General features: G+C 30.7%; 23 protein-coding genes. 2 read left to right on the forward strand and 21 right to left on the reverse strand.

Going from position 1 to position 23,005, the window contains the following annotated elements:
• Positions 1 to 298 precede the first annotated feature (298 nt).
• From BQ5344_RS09275 to BQ5344_RS09290, 4 genes are all read right to left on the reverse strand, one after another.
• On the reverse strand, positions 299 to 736 hold the full coding sequence (locus BQ5344_RS09275) for a hypothetical protein (RefSeq protein ID WP_021743260.1): 438 nt from the start codon (positions 734 to 736) through the stop codon (positions 299 to 301).
• Positions 737 to 870: 134 nt separating this feature from the next.
• Positions 871 to 1,515, reverse strand: a complete 645-nt coding sequence (locus BQ5344_RS09280; RefSeq protein WP_071125082.1) for an HIRAN domain-containing protein — start codon at positions 1,513 to 1,515, stop codon at positions 871 to 873.
• Positions 1,516 to 1,578: 63 nt separating this feature from the next.
• A complete protein-coding gene (locus tag BQ5344_RS09285; protein ID WP_071125083.1) occupies positions 1,579 to 2,559 on the reverse strand; it encodes an NAD(P)-dependent oxidoreductase in 981 nt (326 codons plus the stop codon).
• A 102-nt stretch (positions 2,560 to 2,661) separates the two neighbouring features.
• On the reverse strand, positions 2,662 to 3,390 hold the full coding sequence (locus tag BQ5344_RS09290; RefSeq protein ID WP_021769026.1) for an HAD family hydrolase: 729 nt from the start codon (positions 3,388 to 3,390) through the stop codon (positions 2,662 to 2,664).
• Positions 3,391 to 3,609: 219 nt separating this feature from the next.
• Between BQ5344_RS09290 and malQ the strand changes: the two genes are divergently transcribed.
• Positions 3,610 to 5,142, forward strand: a complete 1,533-nt coding sequence (gene malQ / locus BQ5344_RS09295; RefSeq protein WP_268872980.1) for a 4-alpha-glucanotransferase — start codon at positions 3,610 to 3,612, stop codon at positions 5,140 to 5,142.
• An 86-nt stretch (positions 5,143 to 5,228) separates the two neighbouring features.
• On the opposite strand, the gene BQ5344_RS09300 is transcribed toward malQ, so the two are convergent.
• From BQ5344_RS09300 to BQ5344_RS09350, 11 genes are all read right to left on the reverse strand, one after another.
• A complete protein-coding gene (locus BQ5344_RS09300) occupies positions 5,229 to 5,705 on the reverse strand; it encodes a hypothetical protein (protein WP_071125085.1) in 477 nt (158 codons plus the stop codon).
• A 145-nt stretch (positions 5,706 to 5,850) separates the two neighbouring features.
• Positions 5,851 to 6,867 carry a tetratricopeptide repeat protein gene (locus BQ5344_RS09305; RefSeq protein ID WP_071125086.1) on the reverse strand — a complete coding sequence of 339 codons (1,017 nt, stop codon included), beginning with the start codon at positions 6,865 to 6,867 and terminating at the stop codon, positions 5,851 to 5,853.
• A gap of 17 nt (positions 6,868 to 6,884) precedes the next feature.
• Positions 6,885 to 7,508: a phosphoribosylglycinamide formyltransferase gene (purN, locus tag BQ5344_RS09310; protein ID WP_071125087.1), complete on the reverse strand. Its 624-nt coding sequence runs from the start codon at positions 7,506 to 7,508 to the stop codon at positions 6,885 to 6,887.
• A complete protein-coding gene (purM, locus tag BQ5344_RS09315) occupies positions 7,496 to 8,494 on the reverse strand; it encodes a phosphoribosylformylglycinamidine cyclo-ligase (RefSeq protein ID WP_071125088.1) in 999 nt (332 codons plus the stop codon). The genes purN and purM overlap by 13 nt, the downstream gene beginning before the upstream one ends.
• Before the next feature lie 36 nt (positions 8,495 to 8,530).
• The gene (purF, locus tag BQ5344_RS09320; protein ID WP_071125089.1) at positions 8,531 to 9,982 is read right to left on the reverse strand and encodes an amidophosphoribosyltransferase; all 1,452 of its coding nucleotides are present in this window, start codon (positions 9,980 to 9,982) and stop codon (positions 8,531 to 8,533) included.
• A gap of 21 nt (positions 9,983 to 10,003) precedes the next feature.
• Positions 10,004 to 10,723 (reverse strand): phosphoribosylaminoimidazolesuccinocarboxamide synthase, encoded by a 720-nt coding sequence (gene purC / locus BQ5344_RS09325; protein WP_021769034.1) that lies wholly within the window; start codon positions 10,721 to 10,723, stop codon positions 10,004 to 10,006.
• Positions 10,724 to 10,747: 24 nt separating this feature from the next.
• Positions 10,748 to 11,488, reverse strand: coding sequence for a hypothetical protein (locus BQ5344_RS09330; protein WP_071125090.1), 741 nt, complete (start codon positions 11,486 to 11,488; stop codon positions 10,748 to 10,750).
• Between the two features lie 16 nt (positions 11,489 to 11,504).
• Positions 11,505 to 11,984 (reverse strand): 5-(carboxyamino)imidazole ribonucleotide mutase, encoded by a 480-nt coding sequence (gene purE / locus BQ5344_RS09335; protein ID WP_071125091.1) that lies wholly within the window; start codon positions 11,982 to 11,984, stop codon positions 11,505 to 11,507.
• A gap of 79 nt (positions 11,985 to 12,063) precedes the next feature.
• Entirely contained in the window at positions 12,064 to 13,179 is a 1,116-nt protein-coding gene (locus BQ5344_RS09340) for a YiiG family protein (protein WP_071125092.1), read from the reverse strand.
• 196 nt (positions 13,180 to 13,375) lie between these two features.
• Positions 13,376 to 17,182: a phosphoribosylformylglycinamidine synthase gene (locus BQ5344_RS09345; RefSeq protein ID WP_071125093.1), complete on the reverse strand. Its 3,807-nt coding sequence runs from the start codon at positions 17,180 to 17,182 to the stop codon at positions 13,376 to 13,378.
• Between the two features lie 717 nt (positions 17,183 to 17,899).
• Positions 17,900 to 18,568, reverse strand: a complete 669-nt coding sequence (locus BQ5344_RS09350) for a DNA-3-methyladenine glycosylase (protein ID WP_083378238.1) — start codon at positions 18,566 to 18,568, stop codon at positions 17,900 to 17,902.
• Positions 18,569 to 18,913: 345 nt separating this feature from the next.
• On the opposite strand from BQ5344_RS09350, the gene hpf reads away from it, so the two are divergent.
• The gene (hpf, locus tag BQ5344_RS09355; protein WP_006803647.1) at positions 18,914 to 19,234 is read left to right on the forward strand and encodes a ribosome hibernation-promoting factor, HPF/YfiA family; all 321 of its coding nucleotides are present in this window, start codon (positions 18,914 to 18,916) and stop codon (positions 19,232 to 19,234) included.
• Between the two features lie 102 nt (positions 19,235 to 19,336).
• On the opposite strand, the gene BQ5344_RS09360 is transcribed toward hpf, so the two are convergent.
• Genes BQ5344_RS09360 through BQ5344_RS09385 form a run of 6 tightly spaced genes read right to left on the reverse strand, consistent with a single transcriptional unit; the run spans position 19,337 to position 22,875 of the window.
• Positions 19,337 to 19,711 (reverse strand): HepT-like ribonuclease domain-containing protein, encoded by a 375-nt coding sequence (locus BQ5344_RS09360; RefSeq protein ID WP_071125094.1) that lies wholly within the window; start codon positions 19,709 to 19,711, stop codon positions 19,337 to 19,339.
• Complete coding sequence (locus BQ5344_RS09365) at positions 19,704 to 20,024, reverse strand: nucleotidyltransferase family protein (RefSeq protein WP_021769041.1); 321 nt, start codon at positions 20,022 to 20,024, stop codon at positions 19,704 to 19,706. The genes BQ5344_RS09360 and BQ5344_RS09365 overlap by 8 nt, the downstream gene beginning before the upstream one ends.
• 37 nt (positions 20,025 to 20,061) lie before the next feature.
• The gene (locus tag BQ5344_RS09370) at positions 20,062 to 20,712 is read right to left on the reverse strand and encodes an NUDIX hydrolase (RefSeq protein WP_071125095.1); all 651 of its coding nucleotides are present in this window, start codon (positions 20,710 to 20,712) and stop codon (positions 20,062 to 20,064) included.
• A 33-nt stretch (positions 20,713 to 20,745) separates the two neighbouring features.
• A complete protein-coding gene (locus BQ5344_RS09375) occupies positions 20,746 to 21,147 on the reverse strand; it encodes a hypothetical protein (RefSeq protein ID WP_071125096.1) in 402 nt (133 codons plus the stop codon).
• Positions 21,135 to 21,638, reverse strand: coding sequence for a hypothetical protein (locus BQ5344_RS09380; protein ID WP_071125097.1), 504 nt, complete (start codon positions 21,636 to 21,638; stop codon positions 21,135 to 21,137). Before BQ5344_RS09380 ends, BQ5344_RS09375 begins: the two co-directional genes overlap by 13 nt.
• A gap of 55 nt (positions 21,639 to 21,693) precedes the next feature.
• Complete coding sequence (locus BQ5344_RS09385) at positions 21,694 to 22,875, reverse strand: phosphopentomutase (RefSeq protein WP_071125098.1); 1,182 nt, start codon at positions 22,873 to 22,875, stop codon at positions 21,694 to 21,696.
• Between the last annotated feature and the right edge of the window lie 130 nt (positions 22,876 to 23,005).

The raw sequence follows: 23,005 nt of genomic DNA on the forward strand, positions 1-23,005 counted from the left end.
CTATTTAAATGGAAAATAATCTAATATTAAATCTCATTATAAAATAGAAACTATCATTAAGGACAAAACATTTTAATTCTTTACTAATATAGTATGTAATTCAAAATTTATTAAACATCAGCTATTTAAAAAGGGAATAGCATTAATAAAAAAATAACCTCTAATCCTAGATAAAATTTAGGAAAAAAGAGATTATTTTTACTTTTATATAATTTTACTTATAAAAATTTTCCAAAGTTCAAAAATGCTTTTATATTTTTGATATATTTTAGAATTTTCAAAATTCTAATTCACTAAACTAGGCTTCCTGTGTTGCATATCCGCCTTCGATTGCCACTTCCTTCACCTTTTCCTTCTTCTGTTTTATTTTTAGTGAAAAAGTTCCAGTTCCAGCTTGATTTCCATATTCCTCAATATAATCAACTACAAATACGTTTGTCATATCAATTTTTCTTACCATCTGTCCTGCTGAAATTATTTCAAGACTGGCTTGTCTGTAGGCATCGCTTGCTTCTGATGGTACTAACGACCATTGTGCTACTTTTCTTGTGTCGTCTTCTGTATCGCCATTTGCTGCTGCCAGTATTTTCCCACGAATTTCCAAGATTACCCCCAAGTCCGTTGCTCTCGCATTAGAATCATCGGGCGTTTCAGAAATGTATTTTACATCCAAAATGCTTTCCTTATCAAGTAAAATTTCATTTTCCTGCCCTTTTACACTCAATCTGAATCCCATAATTATTCCCCCTCTTTTATTTTTGACAATTAAATAATAGTACTATTTTTTAAATTAATTTAATTTTAATTATCTAGTATTATTTTACATCAAAAACATTTATTTGTCAATATTATTTTTTAATTTTTTATTAATTAATCTACAAGATAAATTTTAAGAGCTATCTCCTCATCATAAGGAATCGGTACTGCGATAAACTTTTTCCCAGCATCAATCATTCTTGCAATAATTTCACTTTGGTTTTTCGGCAAATATCCAACTTTTTCCTTTTTGGAATTATACATGGCGACTGCATTTAGCGAAATGCCGTTAAATTCACGGAATAAATCCAATTGAACTTCATCTTTAATTTTAATTGCAAAATTTCTGATATATTTAGCTCCTTCCAAATAAGTATCGAGTAAAAAGAGCCTTTTTGATTTTTTTGTATATTTATCAATTAATGTTTTGGCATATTCAAACATCATTTCCTTGCCAAGCCTAATTTTTTCCTCACGTCCATTATTTTTCTGAATAACAAGCACTCCATTCCCAAAATTAAATTCATTTATCATATAATTTCGCTGATTTTTCAAAAGTTCAAAATAGTCCATCATTTCTTCAAAAATCATAATTTCCTTTTGATTAATCTGAAAAGAGCCTTTTCTTAGCTCAACTGATGTATTTTCAATGTATGAATAATAAAATCTTCCATCTGGAAAAATTTCAATTTCATAATTTCCACCATAATAAAGTCCATCAAACTCAAGTTTTATCCAGCTAAAATTATTTATTAACATTTATCTTTCACCTCTTTCACCTTTCTAGTAAAATTTTTTTGTAATATTTTTGAAAAATTTTCCCTATTTTAAGCCTTCCAGCTTTCCTTCAAGAAACAATTTTAAATTTTTCTCAACATCGTCCATCAGCTTTATCATGCTTTTTTCAGATTTCCAAGCAATATGAGGTGTAATTAAAATATTATCCAGCTCAAATAATTTAGAATTTTTTTCAATTGGTTCAACACTTGTAACATCAACAGCTGCTGATTTTATTATTTTATTTTTTAGTGCAAAATACAAATCTTCCTGATTTATTACAGGTCCTCTTGCAAGATTCAAAATTACCGCACTTTTCTTCATCTTTTTCATTTTTTCAAGATTTATAAGATTCCGTGTCGAATCAGTCAGCGGGACATGAAGCGTTAAAACATCACATTTTTCCAGCACTTCGTCCAATTCATACCGTAAAATTCCATCTTCTCCAATCGCAGTATCACTTTTGCCATATTCTTTCCCAGTATTTTTAGCAACCATAACTTTTATTCCAAGCATTTCAGCAATTTTTCCAACTCTTTTCCCAATATTTCCAAATCCCACAATTCCTAAAATCTTCCCAGCCGCATCATCTATCGGATATTTCTGATATTCAGGAACAGCAATATTTATCCATTTTCCTTCCTTAACTTCCTCATAATATCTATTAACAGGCGTCAATTCATTCAATAAAAAAGTAATCGCAAGTTGTGCAACGGAATTAGTCGAATATCCAGAAACATTTGCCACTTTTATCCCAAACTCATTTGCGCTTTTCACATCAATATGGTTAAATCCTGTCGCTGTAACAAGTATCAATTTAAGTTTTTCAGCCTTCTCAAATTGCTTTTTCCCTAATTTTATCCGCGTCGTTATTACAACATCCACATCCTTTATTCTTTCATCAATTTCGCTAGAATCAGTATCTTCATACTCAATGTATTTACCGTATTTAGAAAATCTTTCTTTCAAATCAATAGGCCCTGCCGTAATTCTGTCTAAATAAACTATCTTTAAATTTTTATCCATAATTATCATCTCTCTTTAGTTAATTTAATTTTTGCATATTTATAAAAAGTTATTTTATCAAATTATATTTTTGGTGGAAAAATGTATTCGTTTAATGTCAATTTATATAATATCCACATCCGCTTTTAATTTATAGATAACATCTTTTCTTTCTACAACAATCATAACTTTTTCTTTCAATTCCTTATCTCGTTTTATTTTCTGCAATAATTTTTTAGCAGGATTTATGGCAATGGCGTTCCCTACGTTTTTAAACATTGTCAGATCGCCTGTTGTATCTCCGTAAGCATACGATTTTGTCAAATCTATTTCGTACATTTTACAAAAATCTGCTATTGCCTTCTGTTTACTCTTGGCATCCCACATTGGAGTTACTTTCCCTGTGAAAATGCCATCTTCATTAACTTCATAAATAGAAGCCCTGTAATCTTTGACTCCATATCTTTCAGCCATTTTGCTTACAAGAAAGTCTGGACTTCCAGAAATAATTATAACTTTATGATCTCTTTCCTTATGATATTTAAGTCTCTCACGTGTATATCTGTAAACTTTATCCCCTTTTAGTTTCATTACCCTTTTAGCAATAAAATCCATATCTTCCTTGCTAAAATTCTTTAATGCATCCATATAAGTCTGAACAAGCTCATCTAGATAATCATCGTAATCCCCAGTTCTGTTTTCCCACTTGGAAAATTTTTCCTTAACTTTCCCTTCCCAAGTCATCATGTCAATATATTCATACTGTACAAGCATCTTAAAATGCTCAATCAGTAAAGAATCCCTGTAAATTGTTCCATCTATATCAAAAAATGCCGCTACATTTTTTTTCATCTGCGTTCCCCCTTACTTTGATTTTAATATTTTTTTATTGTTATATTTTACCCTATTTTTCTCACAAATTCAAATAAAATAGGAAAGAAAAAACTGTATAACCGAAAAATAATCAAACTTTGATAAAAATTATATAAAAACATTTCTTAAATTTTTGTTTCAGAACATTTACGTATATGTTGACAATTCAAATAAAATATAGTATATTTAGTATGAGAAATGAAATTAATTTTATTAATAAATTTTAAGGAGGATATAGAAATGTTTGAGAGAAGTTCTGGAATTTTGTTACATCCTACTTCACTTCCTGGAAAATATGGAATTGGAAGTTTAGGAAAAGAAGCATACAAATTTGTAGATTTCCTGAAAAAAGCAAATCAAAAATTATGGCAAATTTTCCCACTTGGGCCAACAGGATATGGGGATTCGCCTTATCAATGTTTTTCAACATTCGCTGGAAACCCATATTTAATTGATTTTGACTTGTTAATCGAGCAAAATTTATTGAATGAGGAAGATTTGAGAGATGTTGATTTTGGAGGAAATGAAGAATATATTGATTATGGTGCTATTTATAATCAAAAATATCCTTTGTTAAGAAAAGCTTATGACAACTTTAAGGCTAATGGAAATGATTATTTAAGAGGAAAATTAGATGCTTTTAAAGCTGAAAACAATGATTGGCTAAATGATTACAGCCTGTTTATCTCTTTAAAAAATCACTTCAATGGACTTCCTTGGACTGAATGGCCGCATGACATTAAAGTTAGAGAAGAAGCTGCAGTTAGTAAATACAGAGAAGAATTAGCTGATGATATTGAATACAACAACTTTATTCAATGCCTGTTCTTTAATCAATGGGACAACTTGAAAAAATACGCTAACGACAATGGAATCAAAATAATCGGAGATATTCCAATTTTCGTTGCAGTAGACAGCTCAGACGCATGGGCAAATCCAGAAATTTTCCTATTCGACCCTGAACTAAAACCTGTTAAAGTAGCTGGTGTTCCGCCTGATTATTTCAGTGCCACAGGACAGCTTTGGGGAAATCCTCTATACGACTGGGACAAATTAAAAGAGTTAAACTACAAATGGTGGGTAGACAGAGTTAGAGCCAACCTTTCTACATGCGACATCATAAGAATTGATCACTTCAGAGGGTTTGAAGCATACTGGGCAGTTCCTTATGGAGACGATACTGCAATAAACGGTCAATGGGTAAAAGGACCTGGAATTGATTTATTTAACAAAATAAAAGAAGAACTAGGAGATTTACCAATTATTGCAGAAGATTTAGGATTAATGACACAAGGAGTTATTGATTTAAGAGATGCAACTGGATTCCCAGGAATGAAAATTTTAGGTTTCGCATTTGATTCTAACGAAGAAAATGAATATTTGCCACATACTTATACAAAAAACTGCGTAGTTTATACAGGAACTCACGATAACGATACGCTAATCGGATGGTTCACAAAAGCAAAAGAAGAAGATAAACAAGTTGCAAGAAATTATCTAAATTCACACTCTGACGACGAAATCCACTGGGATGCCCTAAGAGGTGCGTGGAGTTCAGTTGCAAACATGGCAATCGCTCCAATTCAAGATTTCTTAGGATTAGGAAGCGAAGCTAGAATCAATACCCCTGGAGTTGCTAGCGGAAACTGGCAATGGAGATTAAAAGACGGCGTATTGACAGACGAATTGGCAGAAAGAATTGCTAAATTAACAAAAATTTACTCAAGATAATTTATAAGATTTTTTAATTTGAAAAATTAAAGTGAATAAAAATAGAGAGAAATTTGAAAATATTATTCAAAAAACTCTCTATTTTTTTAATCTCCTATCCTATTTAACATCTGTATCTCATGCAAATATTTTGCAATATTTAACGCACTCGTTTCTTGAATGGTGATTACTGTTTTTCCAGTATTACTGCTATAATTATCATTATCTGGAACAAATTTTATATACATCAAAGTTTCAGAAGTGTACAAAAATGTTGCTGAAGCGTATGCATTTTGAAGTTTCGTGTAACCTTTTCTTTTAGAATAAAGTTTTCTAATTTCGGCATCCATTTTTTTATGTTCTTTTACAGTTGTATCATATTCAAAAATTGAAGACATAAGCATATTTTTCCCAAAATAAAAACTAGCTCTTGCATAATTTCCAAATGGATCTTTTACTTCTTCATAGTAAAATACCGTATCACCTACTCCATCATTATCACGATAATATTCTTTTTGTGGAACTACTTTTTTAAATTCTTCGTAACTCATCAAAAGACTAATATTATCTGTAACTTTATGCATTGTCTTAAAATCGCTCTATTTATCTGGACTTGTGAACTTTGGTTCAGTGATGTAGCCAAATCCTGTGTATGCTGAATATAATAACGAAGTAATGATTAATGATAATATAATTATTATTTGTTTCATTTTTTGCCTTTCATATTTTTTAAAATTGATCTCTTGTTATAACAATCTTCGATTGTTCTTCAAGGAATTTTGCAATTCTTTTTTGATACTCTAAAGACATTTTCTGTGCTTCATTATTTTTTCCTTGTAATTTATAAATTTCTTCCATACACATGAAAGAAAACGGATCCTCTTTTTGAATACCTGTTTTACACATTTTTTCGGCACCTTTTCCATTATTTTCTAATATAAAAAGTCCATAAAGTCCATAAGCATATTTATTTTGTTTATTATACTGATTTCTTAGTACTTCTTCAATTTTATCATCTTCATCTAATTCACCATATAACTTAACCACATTTGATAACATTTCTTCATCTCCGTTATCCAAAGCTTTTTTGAAATATTCTACTGCTTTTCTTTTATTATTTTGTTTCCAATATAAAATTCCAAATGCTCTTATAGAATTTTTTGAATTTTTATCGTTCATACTTAATAATGTATTTTCAGCTTCTTTATATTTCTTCTGTTCTCGATATACTGCTGCTAAATTTAGCTTAACATTATCACTTAACTCTTTTTTATCTTTTATCTTATTTAAAGCACTTACATATGCTTTTTCTGCCAAATCATATTTTTTTTGATAAAAATATGTCGTTCCAAGTTCTATTTCAGCACTTACATCATTTGTACTTTTTGAAGACATTTTCAAATATTTCTCTGCTTTATCATTCTGATTTGTTATCTGATACAACCTAGATAAATTAAATAATGTAGATTTTTCTAACTCTGGATCCCCGTTATTTTTCTTTAAGGCGTCTAAAAAATATTTTTCCGCCTTACTATATTCTTTTTTATTTAGATATATCGTCGCCAAATTATAATTCGCTCTAACATTCCCCTTTTTTATCGACTCCAAAAACATTTTTTCCGCATTAACAACATCATTTTTTTCATAATATTCGTTCGCTTTTAAAAATTCCTCATTGCCATTCGCTGCATATCCCATCGAAAAAGCAAACAAAAACATCGCCAATATCAAAAAATTTTTTTTCATAAAACTCTCCTTTATTTTTAATTTTCAAGCAATTTCTTAATCCCTTCAATCATTAAAACATGTTCCTTCTCAAGCACCCTTTTTTGTAAAATTTCAGGTGTATCATTTTCATAAACAGGAACTTTCACATTTGTTATAATTTCTCCCGTGTCGATTCCGTTGTCTACAAAATGGATTGTGCAGCCGCTTTCTTTTTCCTTGTTTGCGATTACAGCTTCGTGTACTTTTATTCCGTACATTCCTTTTCCACCATATCTTGGGAGAAGTGAAGGATGAATATTTATAATTTTACGATTCCATTTGTTTATGAAATTTTCTGATAAAATTGACAGATAACCTGCAAGTACGATGTAATCTGTTTTTTCAATATCATTTTCTAAAATGGCACTTATTTCGTCCGATAATTTATTTCCGAATAGTTTTTTATCCAGCATTATGCTTTTTATTCCATGTTTTTCAGCTCTTTCCAGTCCAAAGCATTCCCTGTCGGCTACTACATAGGAAATTTCACAGTTTAAATTACCATTTTCAATGTTGTCGATGATTGACTGCAAATTTGAGCCTGAGCCTGATATAAACACTGCTATTCGTGTTTTTTTATTCTCTGACTTATCTTTTAGATTTTCAATTATTTTAGACATATTTTTTCATCACCTTTTCCAATATGTCCAATTTCATAAGCATTTTCATCATTTTGTCCTAAAATTTCAATTACTTTTTCCTTATCTTTTGCGTCTACAATCAATACAAATCCTATACCCATATTAAATGTTCCCCACATTTCCTCTTCGCTTACTCTTGAAAATGCATCGTGCTTGAATAACTCGTGAATTTGAATTTTTGATTTTTGTATATTTGCACAAAGTCCGTCAGGTATTGTTCTTGGTACGTTTTCGATAAGCCCTCCACCAGTAATGTGAGCCATCCCGTTAATTTTTACTTCCTTCATTACAGCCTGAACTGGTTTTACATAAATTTTTGTTGGAGTCAATAAATGCTCTCCAATTGTTTTTCCATTGTAAACTTCAGTAAAGTCAGTAAATAATTTTCTGATTAATGAAAAACCGTTACTGTGTGCTCCACTTGATGGAATTGCAATTAAAACATCATTTTCCTTAACATCTGAGCCATTTACAATTTGATCCTCTTCTACCGCCCCTACTGCAAATCCTGCAATATCGTATTCACCTGGAGTATAAAATCCTGGCATTTCAGCTGTTTCTCCACCAATTAAGGCAGCTTCTGACTGTAAGCATCCTTCCACAACTCCGCTTACAATTTCAGCCGATACATTTGAGTCTAATTTCCCGCAAGCCAAGTAATCTAGGAAAAATAACGGTTTTGCTCCGTGACACAAAATATCGTTTATACACATTGCCACGCAGTCTATTCCAACTGTGTTGTAAATTCCTGTTTCAAATGCAACTTTTAATTTTGTCCCAACTCCGTCAGTTCCAGAAACCAGCACAGGCTTTTTATAATCTCCAAGTTTGTACAACGCCCCGAAACTTCCCAAATCATTCATAACATTGACATTATAAGTACTTTTAGCACCATTTTTTATTTTTTCTACACTTTTATATCCTTCTTCTTTATCTACTCCCGAATCTTTATAAGAAATTGACATTTTTTCCTCCTATTTTTATACAAAGTCTTTAATTTTTTATTTTTCTAATTTTTTCAAAGCCTCTTTTTGAATTGGTGTCAACGAAGTATAAAATTCTTCTTCATAATCGCCCAATCCAGCTGGATAATCTCCATTAAAACATTCCATGCAAAGCCCCGTGTAAGGTGCATCAAAATCAAGCCCTATTGAGTCAATCATCCCATTTATGCTAAGAAATGCAAGAGAATCTGCTCCTATGTACTCTCTTACTTCCTCAACCGTTTTATTTGCCGAAATTAATTCTGATGAATTTGAAACATCTATTCCATAAAAAATAGGAAATTTAAATTCTGGAGAGGCGATACGGACATGCACTTCCTTTGCTCCCGCCTCTTTTAAGAGCTGAACTATACGGCTCGAAGTTGTACCACGAACTATTGAATCGTCTATCATAACTACAACTTTGTCTTTTACAATGCTTTTTACAGCTGATAATTTCATTCTGACACCCTGTTCACGCAATTGCTGAGTTGGCTGAATAAAAGTACGTGCCACATATTGATTTTTAATTAATCCCATTTCATAAGGCTTTCCAATTTCTTCTGCATATCCGCTTGCCGCTGATAATGATGAGTTCGGAACTCCGATTATAATATCTGCATGTTCAACTGGAGCTTCCTGTGCCAATCTTCTTCCACATCTTTTACGTGACTTATGAACATTTACTCCAGAAATATCCGAATCAGGACGCGCAAAATACACATATTCCATTGCCGCAATGGCAGTTGAAGTATTTTCAGTATATTTTTCTATTCTGTATCCGTTTTCATTAATAATAACTACTTCTCCAGATCTTATATTTCTAATAAATTCTGCTCCAACAATTTCCAATGCACATGTTTCACTTGCCAAAATGTACGCCCCATTTTTTGCTTTTCCTAAAATTAAAGGACGAAATTCAAATGGATCTACTGCCCCATACAATTCTGTCTGAGTTTGAATTACGAAAGAAAATCCACCTTTTACTTGACGCAATGCATCTTTTAACTGACTCAGAAAATCCTTTTCCTTGCTTCTTCTTATCAAGTGAACCAATACTTCCGTATCAGATGAAGAATGAAAAATCGCACCGTGTTCTTCTAATTCCCTTTTTAATGTTTTGGCATTGATTAAATTTCCATTGTGTGCCAATGCAATACTTCCATCAAAAAACTGAAATAGAAATGGCTGAATATTACGTCCGCTGCTGCTTCCAGAAGTTGCATACCGCACATGCCCTATGGCACTATTCCCTTCCAGACGGTTAAATATCCTGTCATCATTAAATACTTCTGACACTAATCCAGGACCACGATGTCCGTTTACACGTTTTCCATCACTTACCACAATTCCTGCCGCTTCCTGCCCTCTATGCTGAAGACTGTGAAGCCCGTAATAAGTTAGTCTTGCTGCATCAGGATGTCCATAAACTCCAAAAACTCCACACTCTTCATTCAAACTTTTAAACACGATTTTTCCCTCCATTCAAATTTATTCTGCCAATGCTTTTTCTAAACGACGTAAAACTTCACGATATGCCCCCATTACATCTCCTAAATCCTGTCTAAATCTATCCTTATCCAATTTTTTAAGCGTGTCCTTATCCCATAATCTCATCGAATCTGGACTTATTTCATCAGCTAGCAAAATATTCCCATCCTTATCTCTTCCAAACTCAATTTTATAATCCACCAAAATCAAGTTCATTTTATCAAACAATTTTGAAAGCAAGTCATTTATTAAAAAAGTTTGCTCCTTAATCCCAGCCAATTCCTCTTCAGTTACCAATTCCAGTGCCAAAGCGTGATCATCATTCAATAGCGGATCTCCTAAATCATCATTTTTATACGACAGCTCAAATGTAGGTCTTTTAAAAATTTTTCCTTCTTCCGCTCCATATCTTTTCACAAAACTTCCAGTCGCCCTATTTCTAATAATTACTTCCAAAGGAACAATTTCCACTTTTTTACATAATTGTTCCCTTTCATTCAAAGTTTCAATCCAATGAGTTTTCACACCATTTTTTATCAAATACTCATAAATCAACGTAGAAATTTTATTATTTAAAATCCCTTTATCTTCCAATTGATCCTTTTTAACTCCATTAAAAGCTGTTGCATCATCTTTAAAATACATAATTATTTCATCCGCTTTATCTGTTGAAAAAATTGATTTTGCTTTTCCTTCGTAAATTTGTTCTCTTTTTTCCATCTTTTATTTCCTCCATTATACTTTTTATTTTATTAAAAAACCTTGAACTATTTCAATAATTGCTAAAGCTGTACCTATAGCTGCAAAAATTTTATTCCAATTCTCACTTCTTTTATCTTCTTTCTCTTTTTCTTTTTCCCGTTTTCTCTCTAATTGATAATTGATTATATCCCTAATGAGCGAAACTGTTTTTTCCAATTCATTAAATTGTTCATCAATATTATATTCCTCCATAACTTCATGAAGTTTTGTTGAGGAACTCCTTACTTCACGGATAGGATACCTGTAATACATTTTTGCATAAAATAATGTTATTTCCTGTATTATCTTTTCAATTTTTTTTAATCCTTCTTCAGAATAGTCTTCGTATAATCTTTCAAAATCTAATGTTGCTATTTTTATTTGAAAATATTTTACAATTTCACTATAATAATATATTATAGCTTCTCCAACTGTTTCCAGATTTTCTTTACGAATTTTGATTATTTTTGAATCATCATCCTTACTATTTGTTTCAAGTTCTACAGGAAATTTTTTATTGACTTTGATAACAGTAAACTTTTCATTACTCATTTTAAAATAATAGTAGTAATGATTTTTATCATTACCCGGATTATTGTAGCTTATATTATCCCTTAAATTACCTTTTAACGCATCTTTTCCACAAACTTTATTTTCTTCATTTATATATTTTTTTAATTTATTTAATTCTTCTGGATTCAAAAATATTTCTTTTTTATAAAGTTCGTAAATTTTGCTGTTCATAAATAATTATCTCCCCCTAAAACTCTATTTTTTTCTCATTATCTGCAATAAACTTAGCTTTCATTTCTTTTCTGAAATTAATCAGTTTTCCCTTAATTTCAGGATATTTTACCGCCAAAATCTGTACAGCTAGCATCCCTGCATTATACGAATTATCAATTCCAACCGTCGCCACAGGAATAGACTTTGGCATCTGAACAATTGAATAAAGAGCATCAAGCCCTCCAATCGCTCCATTTAAAGGTACGCCTACAACTGGAAGAATTGTCTTTGAAGCAATAACTCCTGGTAAATGTGCCGCAAGCCCTGCTCCAGCGATAATCACTTCAGCCCCTCTCTTTTCCACATCTGCAAGAACTTCCTCTAATTTTTCAGGAACTCTGTGAGCCGACAGGACATAAGCCTCGTACCCAATCCCAAATTCCTTTAGGCAATTCGCAGCACCTCTCATTTTCTCAGTATCTGACTGACTTCCAAAAAATATTGCTACTTTCATTTTTTAATTCTCCCTTCATTTCTTCTTTATTTATTTTTACTTATCTATATAAAAATCAGCTTTCTTTTTATTTGAATCACTATCTGCTTCTTGCAAGTTGTTTTCTTATAACCTGTTCTATTTCCTGATTTCTTTTCATAAGAAGTATTCCAATTGGATTTATATCTGTATATTTCTTATTTTCCATATCAGACATTATTTCATTAATTAATTCTAAATTTGCTTCATTTTCTTTTTTAGCCAAAAGATATATTTCTTTGTTTATTATTGTTTTGGAGTTTATAAATTCATACTCCTTATTTTCCATCGTATCTGATAATTTTTTTATTTCTGATTGAATTTTTTTCAAATCTTGTAAATATTTTTCGCTGTCTTTTTCTTCAACTGGAACTTCAAATGCTTCTTCTGCATTATAAATTTCATTCCAATCGTACAATTTATAGTAAAATATATCAATCAATAAACTTTCTTTAAACAAATCACCTATTGGTGTATTATTTCCATATTGCTGATCTGTATAAAAAACAGCCGTTTTTTTTAGTAAATATTTTAATTTAAAAATAAATATTTTGTTTAATTCCTTATATTTTTCCTTACGTTGTTTAATACTTTCTAAATATTCAGAATTTAAAGTTTTTCCCTTTGCAAAATTGTCCTTTTTATAATCTCCTGATCGATAATAATTTTCCAAGTTATCTGCTTTCGACTTCCAAATTTTTAATGATTCAATCCAATTTCCTGTTAATTTACCAAACAATTTATCATTTTTATTTTCCTTTTCCAGCATTTGAATTACACTTTCAAAATCTGAAAATTTTTTTTCTGATGCCATTTTCAAAAAGTCATTTATTTGCTTTTCATCAGGTTTTACAAAATTATTATTATCATCTAAAAATATCTTTTTGTAATCATAAAAAAAATCTTTTTCATAAAAATACAAAATTATTTTAGTAACATTGTTATCATAATTAGGCATGTTTTCAGCAATTTCTCTGAATTCTTCCTTCCAATTCTTAGGTATATGTTCAAAATCCAGCATTTCATCAAGTGAGATTTCACGTAGAACATCCTGATTACTCACATTTTCAATCTTTTTATTTTGAGCATTCTCCGACTTTTCTTCTTTCTTTTGGCAATTTGATAAAACTAACGACAGCAAAATGGCTAAAAACAGAAATTTATTTATTTTTTTCACACCAAACTTCCTTTACAAAAAATTAAAATTATTTAAGTTATACTCGAACCCATTTAAAATTAAACTATTAAAAATTAAACAAACTTAGGGTTTGAGTAAATAGTCATAGCCTTTGAGTTCTGTTTTAAAACAGTTTTACTATGCAAAGATAGAATCAATATTAATTAAAGATCCTATCTCCATAACATAATTTTTTCTATTTAAAAAATCTTATTCCATTTCTAAAGATATTCTGCTCTTTATTCCCATAAATATTTTTGTAAACATTCTTGCCTTTTCTTTCAGAATGTCCCATTTTCCCAAAAATTCTTCCATTGTGAGCAAGCATTCCTTCAATTGCATAATATGAGCCATTTGGATTAAATTGCGAATCCATTGTTGAATTTCCGTCTAAACCAACGTACTTTGTTGCAATTTGATTATTTTCAAATAATTTTTTATATTGTTCTTCTGTAATAATTACTCTTCCTTCACCGTGAGAAATTGCGACAGAGTGAATATCTCCCTCATTCATATCAGAAAGCCAAGGCGAATTATTTGTAATAATTTTTGTCTGTACAATTTTTGACATATGCTTATCAATCGCATTAAAAGTCAATGTTGGAGAAGTTTCATTTAATTCACGGATTTCTCCATAAGGAAGCAATCCTGATTTTATAAGTGCTTGAAAACCATTACAAATTCCTAAGATTAGTCCATCTCTCTTTAGTAAATTTTCCACAGCTTCTTTAATTTTTTTATTTTTTAGAACAGCAACCATGAATTTAGCAGAACCGTCTGGCTCATCTCCTGCACTAAATCCTCCTGGGAGCATTAAAATCTGTGAATTATTAATTTCTTTAACAAAATTATCAATTGAATTTAAAATATTATTATGCGACAAGTTGTTAAATACTCCTATTTTAGCAAATCCTCCCTCACGGTTAAATGCTCTTTCCAAGTCATATTCTGAATTTGTTCCTGGAAATACTGGGATAAATACTCTCGGTTTTGCATAAGTATTTGAAATGTTGCTAATTATATTTTCATGTTCAATTTTTTTCAATTTTTCATATTTTAAGCCTTCACAATGTGCAATTTCATGCTCTTTTGCCACTTCTTTTCTTGTTGGGAAGATTTTTTCAAGTTTGCTTTCCCAATTTTCAATTAACTCATCTAATTCAAAAGTTATTCCATTTATACTAATTTTGGCTTCATCAGTAACTTTTCCAAGCAACATCGCATTTTTATGCTCAATATTTTCAGCAGTTTCCACAACAAATGCTCCGTAATTTACTTTAAACCAGTCATTTTCATCAAGTTGTGCCGTAACATCCACACCAAGCTTATTTCCAAATGTCATTTTTGCAATGCTTTCTGCAATTCCACCATTTTTCACAGCCATAGCAGATACAATTTTTTTATTCCTTATATTTTCAGTTATAAAATCAAAGTTTGCTTTTAATTCATCAAGTTTTGACAAATCATTTTCATCATTTGGCGTTGCAATCAAGTACACATTGTTTCCAGCATTTTTAAATTCGCTAGAAATTACATTTTCAGCATCTGTAACGCTTACTGCAAATGATACCAATGTTGGCGGTACAGAAATTTCATTAAATGTTCCGCTCATTGAGTCCTTTCCACCAATTGACGGCAACCCAAAGGCTTTTTGAATGTGCAATGCTCCTAATAATGCTGATAATGGTTTACCCCATTTTTTGGAATCCTGCCCCAGTCTTTCAAAATATTCCTGGAATGTAAATCTGATGTTTTTGTAGTTTCCTCCACCAGCGACAACTTTTGCCATTGACTCAATCACAGCGTAAGCACCACCGTGGAATGTGCTTTGTTTTGCAACATAAGGATTGTATCCATACCCAACCATTGAAGCGACATCAGTTTCTGCATTAATTACCGACACTTTCTGTACCGAAACTTCCGCAGGTGTCAACTGATATTTCCCACCAAACGGCATTAATACAGTAGTTGCCCCGATTGTTGCGTCAAAAGTTTCAACCAACCCTCTTTGTGAAGCGACATTCAAGTCTTTCAGGTTATTTATAAATTTGCTTCTAAAGTCATTTCCTTCAATTTCTCTGTTCAAGTTTAGTTTTGGCGTATTTTCAATTGTAATATTGATATTTGAGGCTGCTCCGTTTGTATTTAGGAAATCTCTTGAAATATCAACAATTGCTTTTCCATTGTATTTCATAACAAGCCTATTTGAATCGTTAATTTCAGCCACTTGATACGCTTCCAGATTTTCCTCGTTTGCAAATTCTATAAATTTATCCAAGTTTTGTTTTTCAATAACAACCGCCATTCTCTCCTGCGATTCTGAAATAGCAAGTTCTGTACCATTTAATCCGATATATTTCACTCTTACCTTATTCAAGTCAATTTCAAGCCCGTCAGCAAGCTCTCCGATTGCGACTGAAACTCCTCCAGCTCCAAAGTCATTACATTTCTTAATTAATTTTGTAACATTTCTGTTTCTGAAAAGTCTTTGAATTTTTCTTTCAACAATCGCATTTCCTTTTTGTACTTCAGCACTTGATTTTTCTGAAGATTCTGTTGTATGCTCCTTAGACGATCCAGTCGCTCCTCCAATTCCATCTCTTCCAGTTCTTCCACCAAGTAAAATTACAATATCCCCATTTTCAGGCTTTTCACGAATAATATTTTCAGCAGGTGCCGCTCCCACGACAAGTCCCAGTTCCATCCTTTTAGCCTTATATCCTTCATCGTAAATTTCATTCACGTGAGTTGTCGCAAGCCCAATTTGATTTCCATAAGAAGAAAATCCGTGCGCAGCTACTTGCGTAATAACTTTTTGCGGCAATTTTCCAGCCATTGTATCCTCAATTTTTTCAGTCGGATCAGCAGAACCGCTAATTCTCACAGCCTGATAAACATAAGTTCTTCCAGATAACGGATCACGGATTGCTCCACCAATACAAGTAGAAGCCCCTCCAAACGGCTCAATTTCTGTCGGATGATTATGAGTTTCATTTTTAAACTGCAAAATCCATTTTTCAGTAACTGTATTCTTTTTCCCATTTTCATCAATTCTTTCAATTGGCACATCAATATAGATCGAACACGCATTTATTTCATCCGAAACTTCCAAATCTGGCAAGTTCCCATTTTTTCTCTGCTCTTTTCCAAAAATTGTAGCAAGATCCATAAGAGTCATAGGCTTTTTAGAAATTCTGTCAGCATGAACGTACTCCCTGCTTTCCAAGTACTCATTAATAGCCTTTTCTATAATATTTTTGTAAGTTTCATTTTCAATTTTTATATCATCAATAATTGTTTCAAAAGTTGTGTGTCGGCAGTGATCACTCCAGTAAGTATCAAGAACACGAATCTCAGTTTCCGTAGGATTTCTTTTTTCCTCATTTTTAAAATATTCCTGAATAAACAACAAGTCGTTCACAGTCATCGCCAGTTCCAATTCATTTTTAAGACTTTCAATTTCCTCTTTTGTTTTTTCAGTAAATCCTTCATAAACAATAACATCATCCGTATTTTCAATTTCGACATTTTCACTTAGAACATTTAAATCTTTTTCTCTTGCCTCAACCTCATTTATATAATATTTTTTTATTCTCGCAAGTTCATCAGGAGAAATTTTTCCGTATAAAATTATCAATTTCCCGCTTTTTACGTTAATATTATTATCTTCGTCAATCAATAAATTTATACATTGAATTGCAGAATCCGCCCTCTGATCATATTGCCCCGGCAAAAACTCCATTGAAAAATACACATTTTCTGAATCTTTTTCCTTAAACACTTCATCGAATGATCTAAAAACATTGTCAACATTTATTTCTGAAAATACAGTTTTTTCCAATTTTTCCAAATCATTTTCACCCAAGTTAAACACATCATAAATATTCAAGACTCTTACATCAACAAGCCCATCTATCCCGATGTTCTCCTTCAAGTCACTAAACAAATTCTGTGCTTCCACTCTAAAATCTTCTTTTTTTTCCACAAAGATTCTATAATTCATTTTTTTCTCTCCTTCTTTCTGCTATATTTTTTATTTATATTAATTAATTAATTGAAACCCATATTATTTTTTATTAAGTAATTATTTTTATAAAACAATCCTAAACAGTTGCCATCTCCTTTAAAAATTAGACTTGTCTAAGTATTTTTTGACATTTAATCATAATAGTTTATTTGACTAAAATAAATACCAAGCAACATTTCGTTAGAAGAAAAAGAATTGTTTGAGCTTTTCCAAAATTTTAAAAAAATCTATTTTTTGATATTAAAATAATTTATTCTCAAAAGCGAGTTTTCTTTTTCTTTTATAAGAAAGTTTTGTGTAAAGCGGGAGTGCAGAGATATGGCGTATGATATTATCTCTGTCTAAAAAAGATTGTTAAAAATAATAAATAAAACAACTGTTATTAATCAAAGCAATATAAAAAAACAAAAAAAATCTAAGTAAACAAAATTCACCTAGATTTCTGACATAAATTTATATATTTATTTTTTTTACATTTTATACATAACAAAGCAGACAATTTTACAATTTGTCTTGTGAAAAATATCCTCATTGCTCTCGTGACAAAAAAAATTTTTTTCATCTTTCCTCCACAATAAATTTAACTTTACATCCTAATAACAAAAATAATCTACTAAAAAATTTCATATTTGTAAAATTTCTCACCTAGTAAAAGTATAACAAAATTTTACTATTTTTTCAATACCTAAAAAATTATTTCCAGCAATTATCATTAAATTCAGATTTTTTCATTCTTGAAACATATTTATTCCCTGCCACAAAATATCGTAATTGCTTTTCTGTCCAAACTCCTTTATTTGGAATTCCTATTCTTGCCGAAATTTCAATTTTCTTTGGAATTTTACTATTTTCAAAATCAACATAAAGTAGATTTTCCTTCATATTTTCACTATTATAAATCAATTCTTGCGTTATTTTATGAAAATTTTTAGTAATTTCAAAAATATTACTCTTATTAAATTTGTCACTAATTCCCATAGCCTTTGTCAATTTTCCCGGACCATTGCTAACTAGAATCCCAGATTTTCCTCTATTTTCAACCATTCTTTCAACATTAATCACTGGCTCAATTCCCCTAATCAGTACTGCCTGCGGATTTCCTTCTTCACAGCTGACAATATTAAGCATTTTATGCGTATGCATTGTATAAATATAAACTGTGCCAGCTTTTCCGAATAAAGCCTCAACCTTTGGAGTTCTTTTGCCTTCAAATCCGTGACAAGCCCTATCAACTGCTCCCAAATAAGCCTCTGTTTCCACAATATATCCCCCTAATATTTCATCATCCTTTTTCACAAGTATCAATTTCCCAAGTAAATTTTTCGCAAGCGAAATTGTATCCTGCTTAAAAAACTTTATCATTTTTTCACCTTATATTTCCATTTTATAAATCAATAATTTACAACATTATTATATACAATTTATTGAATAATTTCAAATTCAATAAACACTAATTTAAATTTTTATATTATATACTTTAATCTTTTTTAATATTAAAATATAGATTAAAAGATTTGAAGTTACATACCATTGTAATTACTTTATAAATCTTATTATATGCCATTTTATCTCACAGAATTTAATAAATAACAGATGTTTTTTTAATCATTTATTATAAAGAATTTTTAATTATTTTATTTCAGCTATTGACATTTAGGATTTTCAAGGTACAATATTATTGACATAGATGAAAGGATGTGATGATTTATGAAAATCATTATTAGCGGAAAACAACTTAAAATTACAGATGCAATTAAAAATTATACTGAAGAAAAAGTAAGCAAAATTTCTAAGTATTCAGATGCTATCACAGAAATCGATGTTGTTCTAACAGTCGAAGATACCAAGTCTGAAGGTCCTGTTCACAAAGCTGATGGATTAGTTTATGCAAGTGGTACAAAAATAAAAATAGAAGCTGAAAATAAAGACTTATACGCAGCGATTGACGACTTATCTGACAGACTGGAAAGACAAGTTAGAAAATATAAAGAAAAACAAAAAGATTATAATAAAAAAGGTTCTCGTTAATTATAATTTTTAAAAAATATTTTAAAAGTAAAAAAGTGTGATATATAAAAAAAGACTATTTTAGAACTTATTACGTTTTAGAATTAGTCTTTTTTATGTTTTTTAGTTAGTATTAATTACATTGTTTCTTACTTGTTTTATATATTCTAATAACTCTTCCAATTCATATAAAGAAACTTCATAAACCATTTCAATACTTGTTCCCCAATACTCATGAATCAATCTATTTCTCATTCCCTTTATATTTTCCCAATAGCTAATTTCATTATAACTTTGTAACAAAATATTTTTATCTAACTTTTGTATTTGAGTTATCGCTTCTCCTATTTTTTCAAGTTGCCGTTCAACATAACCAATCAATTTTTTATCAGCAGCAAATTCAACATATTCTATCCCATTTACTTCTTCTATTACTTCATTTATACATTCTTCTATATCATAAGTAAATTGAATAATATTTCTATTTTTCTTATACATATATTACACTTTCTAGAATCTCTTCTCTTATTTTTTCTTTATATTCTCTAACATTTTTTGTTTTAAATTTATAATCAAATACACTTTTTTCTATCAAATCTACTTTTTTATGAAATATTTCTTCCAATTCTTTTTGTAAATTACAAAAATTTTGATACATTCCTTTTTTAAATTCCATTTTTACCAATACATCTATATCGCTATTTTCATTTTCTACATTTTTAGCATAACTTCCAAATAAGCCTAATTCAGATATACTGTATTTATTCTTGTCTATTTTTGACAACTTTTCTAAAATGTATTTTTTATCCATTTTCCACTCCTACAATTTAATATCTATTGTTTACAACTTAATCAAAAATCACTTTCCAATTATCTCTATTTTCATTAGCTTTAAAACACATCTGTATCTGCTCAGCAGTAGTTTTATTAGTTGCAAGCTCTGGCAATTCATCAATCCCAAAATATCGGCTGTCAATGGTTTCTATATTTTTCTCAAATTTTCCGCTAACATATTTACATAACACAAAAATTTTTGTTATGCCATAAGGCATTGCTTTTCCTTGATTTTTTGTTACATCCAGTAAGGCTACAATCATTTCTGCACTTGCTTCAATTCCAGCTTCCTCCTTAACTTCCTTTAGCACATTTTCCTTAACTGAAAGATGAACATCTGCCCATCCGCCTGGCAATGCCCATTTTCCATTACTCTCCTGAATTAGTAAAATCTTATTATTTTCAAAAATCGCAGCTCTAGCATCAATTTTAGGTGTCTGATATCCAACTTCATTACAAAACAGATTTTTTACTTTTTCTACCGAAATATCAGTCTTATGAGCTACCATCTCAGCTGAAATCTCTCTAATTCTCTCAAATCGCTCAATATCAAACTTATCCTTTCCATACGCAAGTCCTGCCTGAGCCAGACTTTGTAACTCAATCGCCCAATTCAGCCACTTTTCTTCTTCCTGATCCCTATCTTTTGTCTCTCCATCTTTCATAAATCATCATCCTCTGCTAAAATTTCTTGCTGTCTACTCTTCAACATCCACTTTTATTACTTCCCTCATAAACATCAAATACAAAAACAAAATTAAAAAAATAACACTAAAAATTGTTCTCAAAAGTGAAAGTTTCGGAAAAACAAAATTATTTATTATTAATTGCAGTATTACCATCATTATCGGTAAACTGACATCTATCCTTACAGAAACCTTCGCATCTTTCCCCGCTACCTTAATTTTCTTCACAACCTTTTTAAGTCCAGTCCTAAATATTGTAACTTCATGCTCTCCTTTTGGAACCTGAACTTCCAAATATTTTTTTCTAAATTCTATTGGATTTCCACCATCTATTTTTACTCTGTAACCAGTTGTTCCATTTTTATCAGCATTTTTTTCTTTTATATTTAGGTTGTTTATTATTAATTTTGGCATTTATTTACCCTTTCTTTTAAATTTATCGCATAATCAACTGCAAGCCATGTTTGAACTTCATTTTCTAAATTTACATTTTCTAGAAAAGAAACTCCAAAACTAAAAATTTGATTCCTTGTTTTTTCAAAAATTACAATTTCAATTCCATTTTCCAAATACTCAATATCAAAATCATTATTATTCCCATCAGATTCTGCCATAGACAATCCAGAAGTTGTCCCTATTGTCAATTTACCATTTTTAATTTCAAAAGAAATCGCTTCCAATCTCTCTCCACTCTCAACGTAACTTTCACATCCAAAATCTGTTTCTAAAATACATTTTAAAAAATGTTTGTTTATTTTATCTACTTTTTCCTTTTTAAATTCATACTTCAATAAATATGTTTCAGTTTTCAAAAAAGATTTAGAATTTTGAATTTTAGAAAAATTAAACTCAACTTCTTTTTTATCCATAAACATTCGTATATTTCCAAAAGGTGTTTTCAGCATAACTCTCTCTCTTCATCTAATTTTCAACCTCAATTAACCCATATTTATCTATTTTTTAGTCTTCCAAAATTTCTTTTGCAAAACTTCCCTCTTTCTCTGTCCCCAGCAAAATTTCCTCAACAGTTGCCGTAATATCAGCAAAAGTTTTTCTAGTTCCAATATTTACATTCTTCTTAACATTTTTACCACAAATCATTATAGGTATATACTCTCTTGTGTGGTCTGTTCCTTTGAATGTAGGGTCATTTCCGTGATCGGCAGTGATAATCAAGATTTCATCATCTTTCAAGTTTTTCTCAATTTCAGGCAGCCAATTATCAAATTCGATTAGAGCCTTTACATACCCTTCAACATTTCTTCTATGCCCGTAAACAGCATCAAAATCAACTAAGTTAGTGAAAATCAATCCTTTTGTATCTTCCTTCAATGCGGCTATTGTTTTCTTAATTCCATCTAAGTTATCCTGATTAGCTTTTCTATTATCTGTAATCCCTTTTCCATTAAACAAGTCGCTCGTTTTCCCGATTCCAACTACATCAAGTCCAGCTTTTTCCAATCTTTCAAGCATGCTTTCTTTTGGAGGATCAATCGAGAAGTCGTGTCTATTCGCAGTTCTTTTAAATTCTCCAACTTTTTTACCAACATAAGGCCTTGCAATTACCCTTGCCACAGGCGATTTTTCATTACAAATTTCAAGTGCAATTTCACACGCTTTGTAAAGTTCTTCCAATGGTATAATTTCTTCATTCGCAGCAATCTGAAACACAGGGTCCGCTGAACCGTAAACTATCCAATTTCCAGTTTTAATTTGTTCTTCTCCATATTGGTCAATCGCTACAGTCCCTGAAATTGGCTTATTCAACATAGCTTTTCTTCCTGTTTTCTCTTCAAATTCCTTTATAACCTCATCTGAAAATCCATTTTGGTAATTTGGAAATGGTCTTTCTAGCGGCACACCAGCAATTTCCCAATGCCCAGTCGTAGAATCTTTCCCATGTGACACCTCAATCGCTCTTCCATAGGCCCCTTCAGCATTTTCTACAGCTGGAGTCCCTTCAATCTCAGTAATATTTCCAAGTCCTAATTTACCCATATTAGGTAAGCTCATTCCCCCATAAGCTTTAGCCATATTTCCTAAGGTATTTGACCCACAGTCATCAAATAAATTTGCATCAGGCAATTCTCCTGCTCCAACACTGTCTAGTACAATTAATGTAATTCTTTCTATTTTTTTCATTTCTATCTCTCCCTTTCTTTTTTATTTACTGATATTATACCTTTTATGTTTTTTAAAGGCAAATAAATTACCTGTTTTTTATTATTTTTAGTAATTAGAACCAAATATAAACAGAGCTATATGTGATTTG

It is taken from the genome of Leptotrichia massiliensis, assembly GCF_900104625.1.
Classification (GTDB): domain Bacteria; phylum Fusobacteriota; class Fusobacteriia; order Fusobacteriales; family Leptotrichiaceae; genus Leptotrichia; species Leptotrichia massiliensis.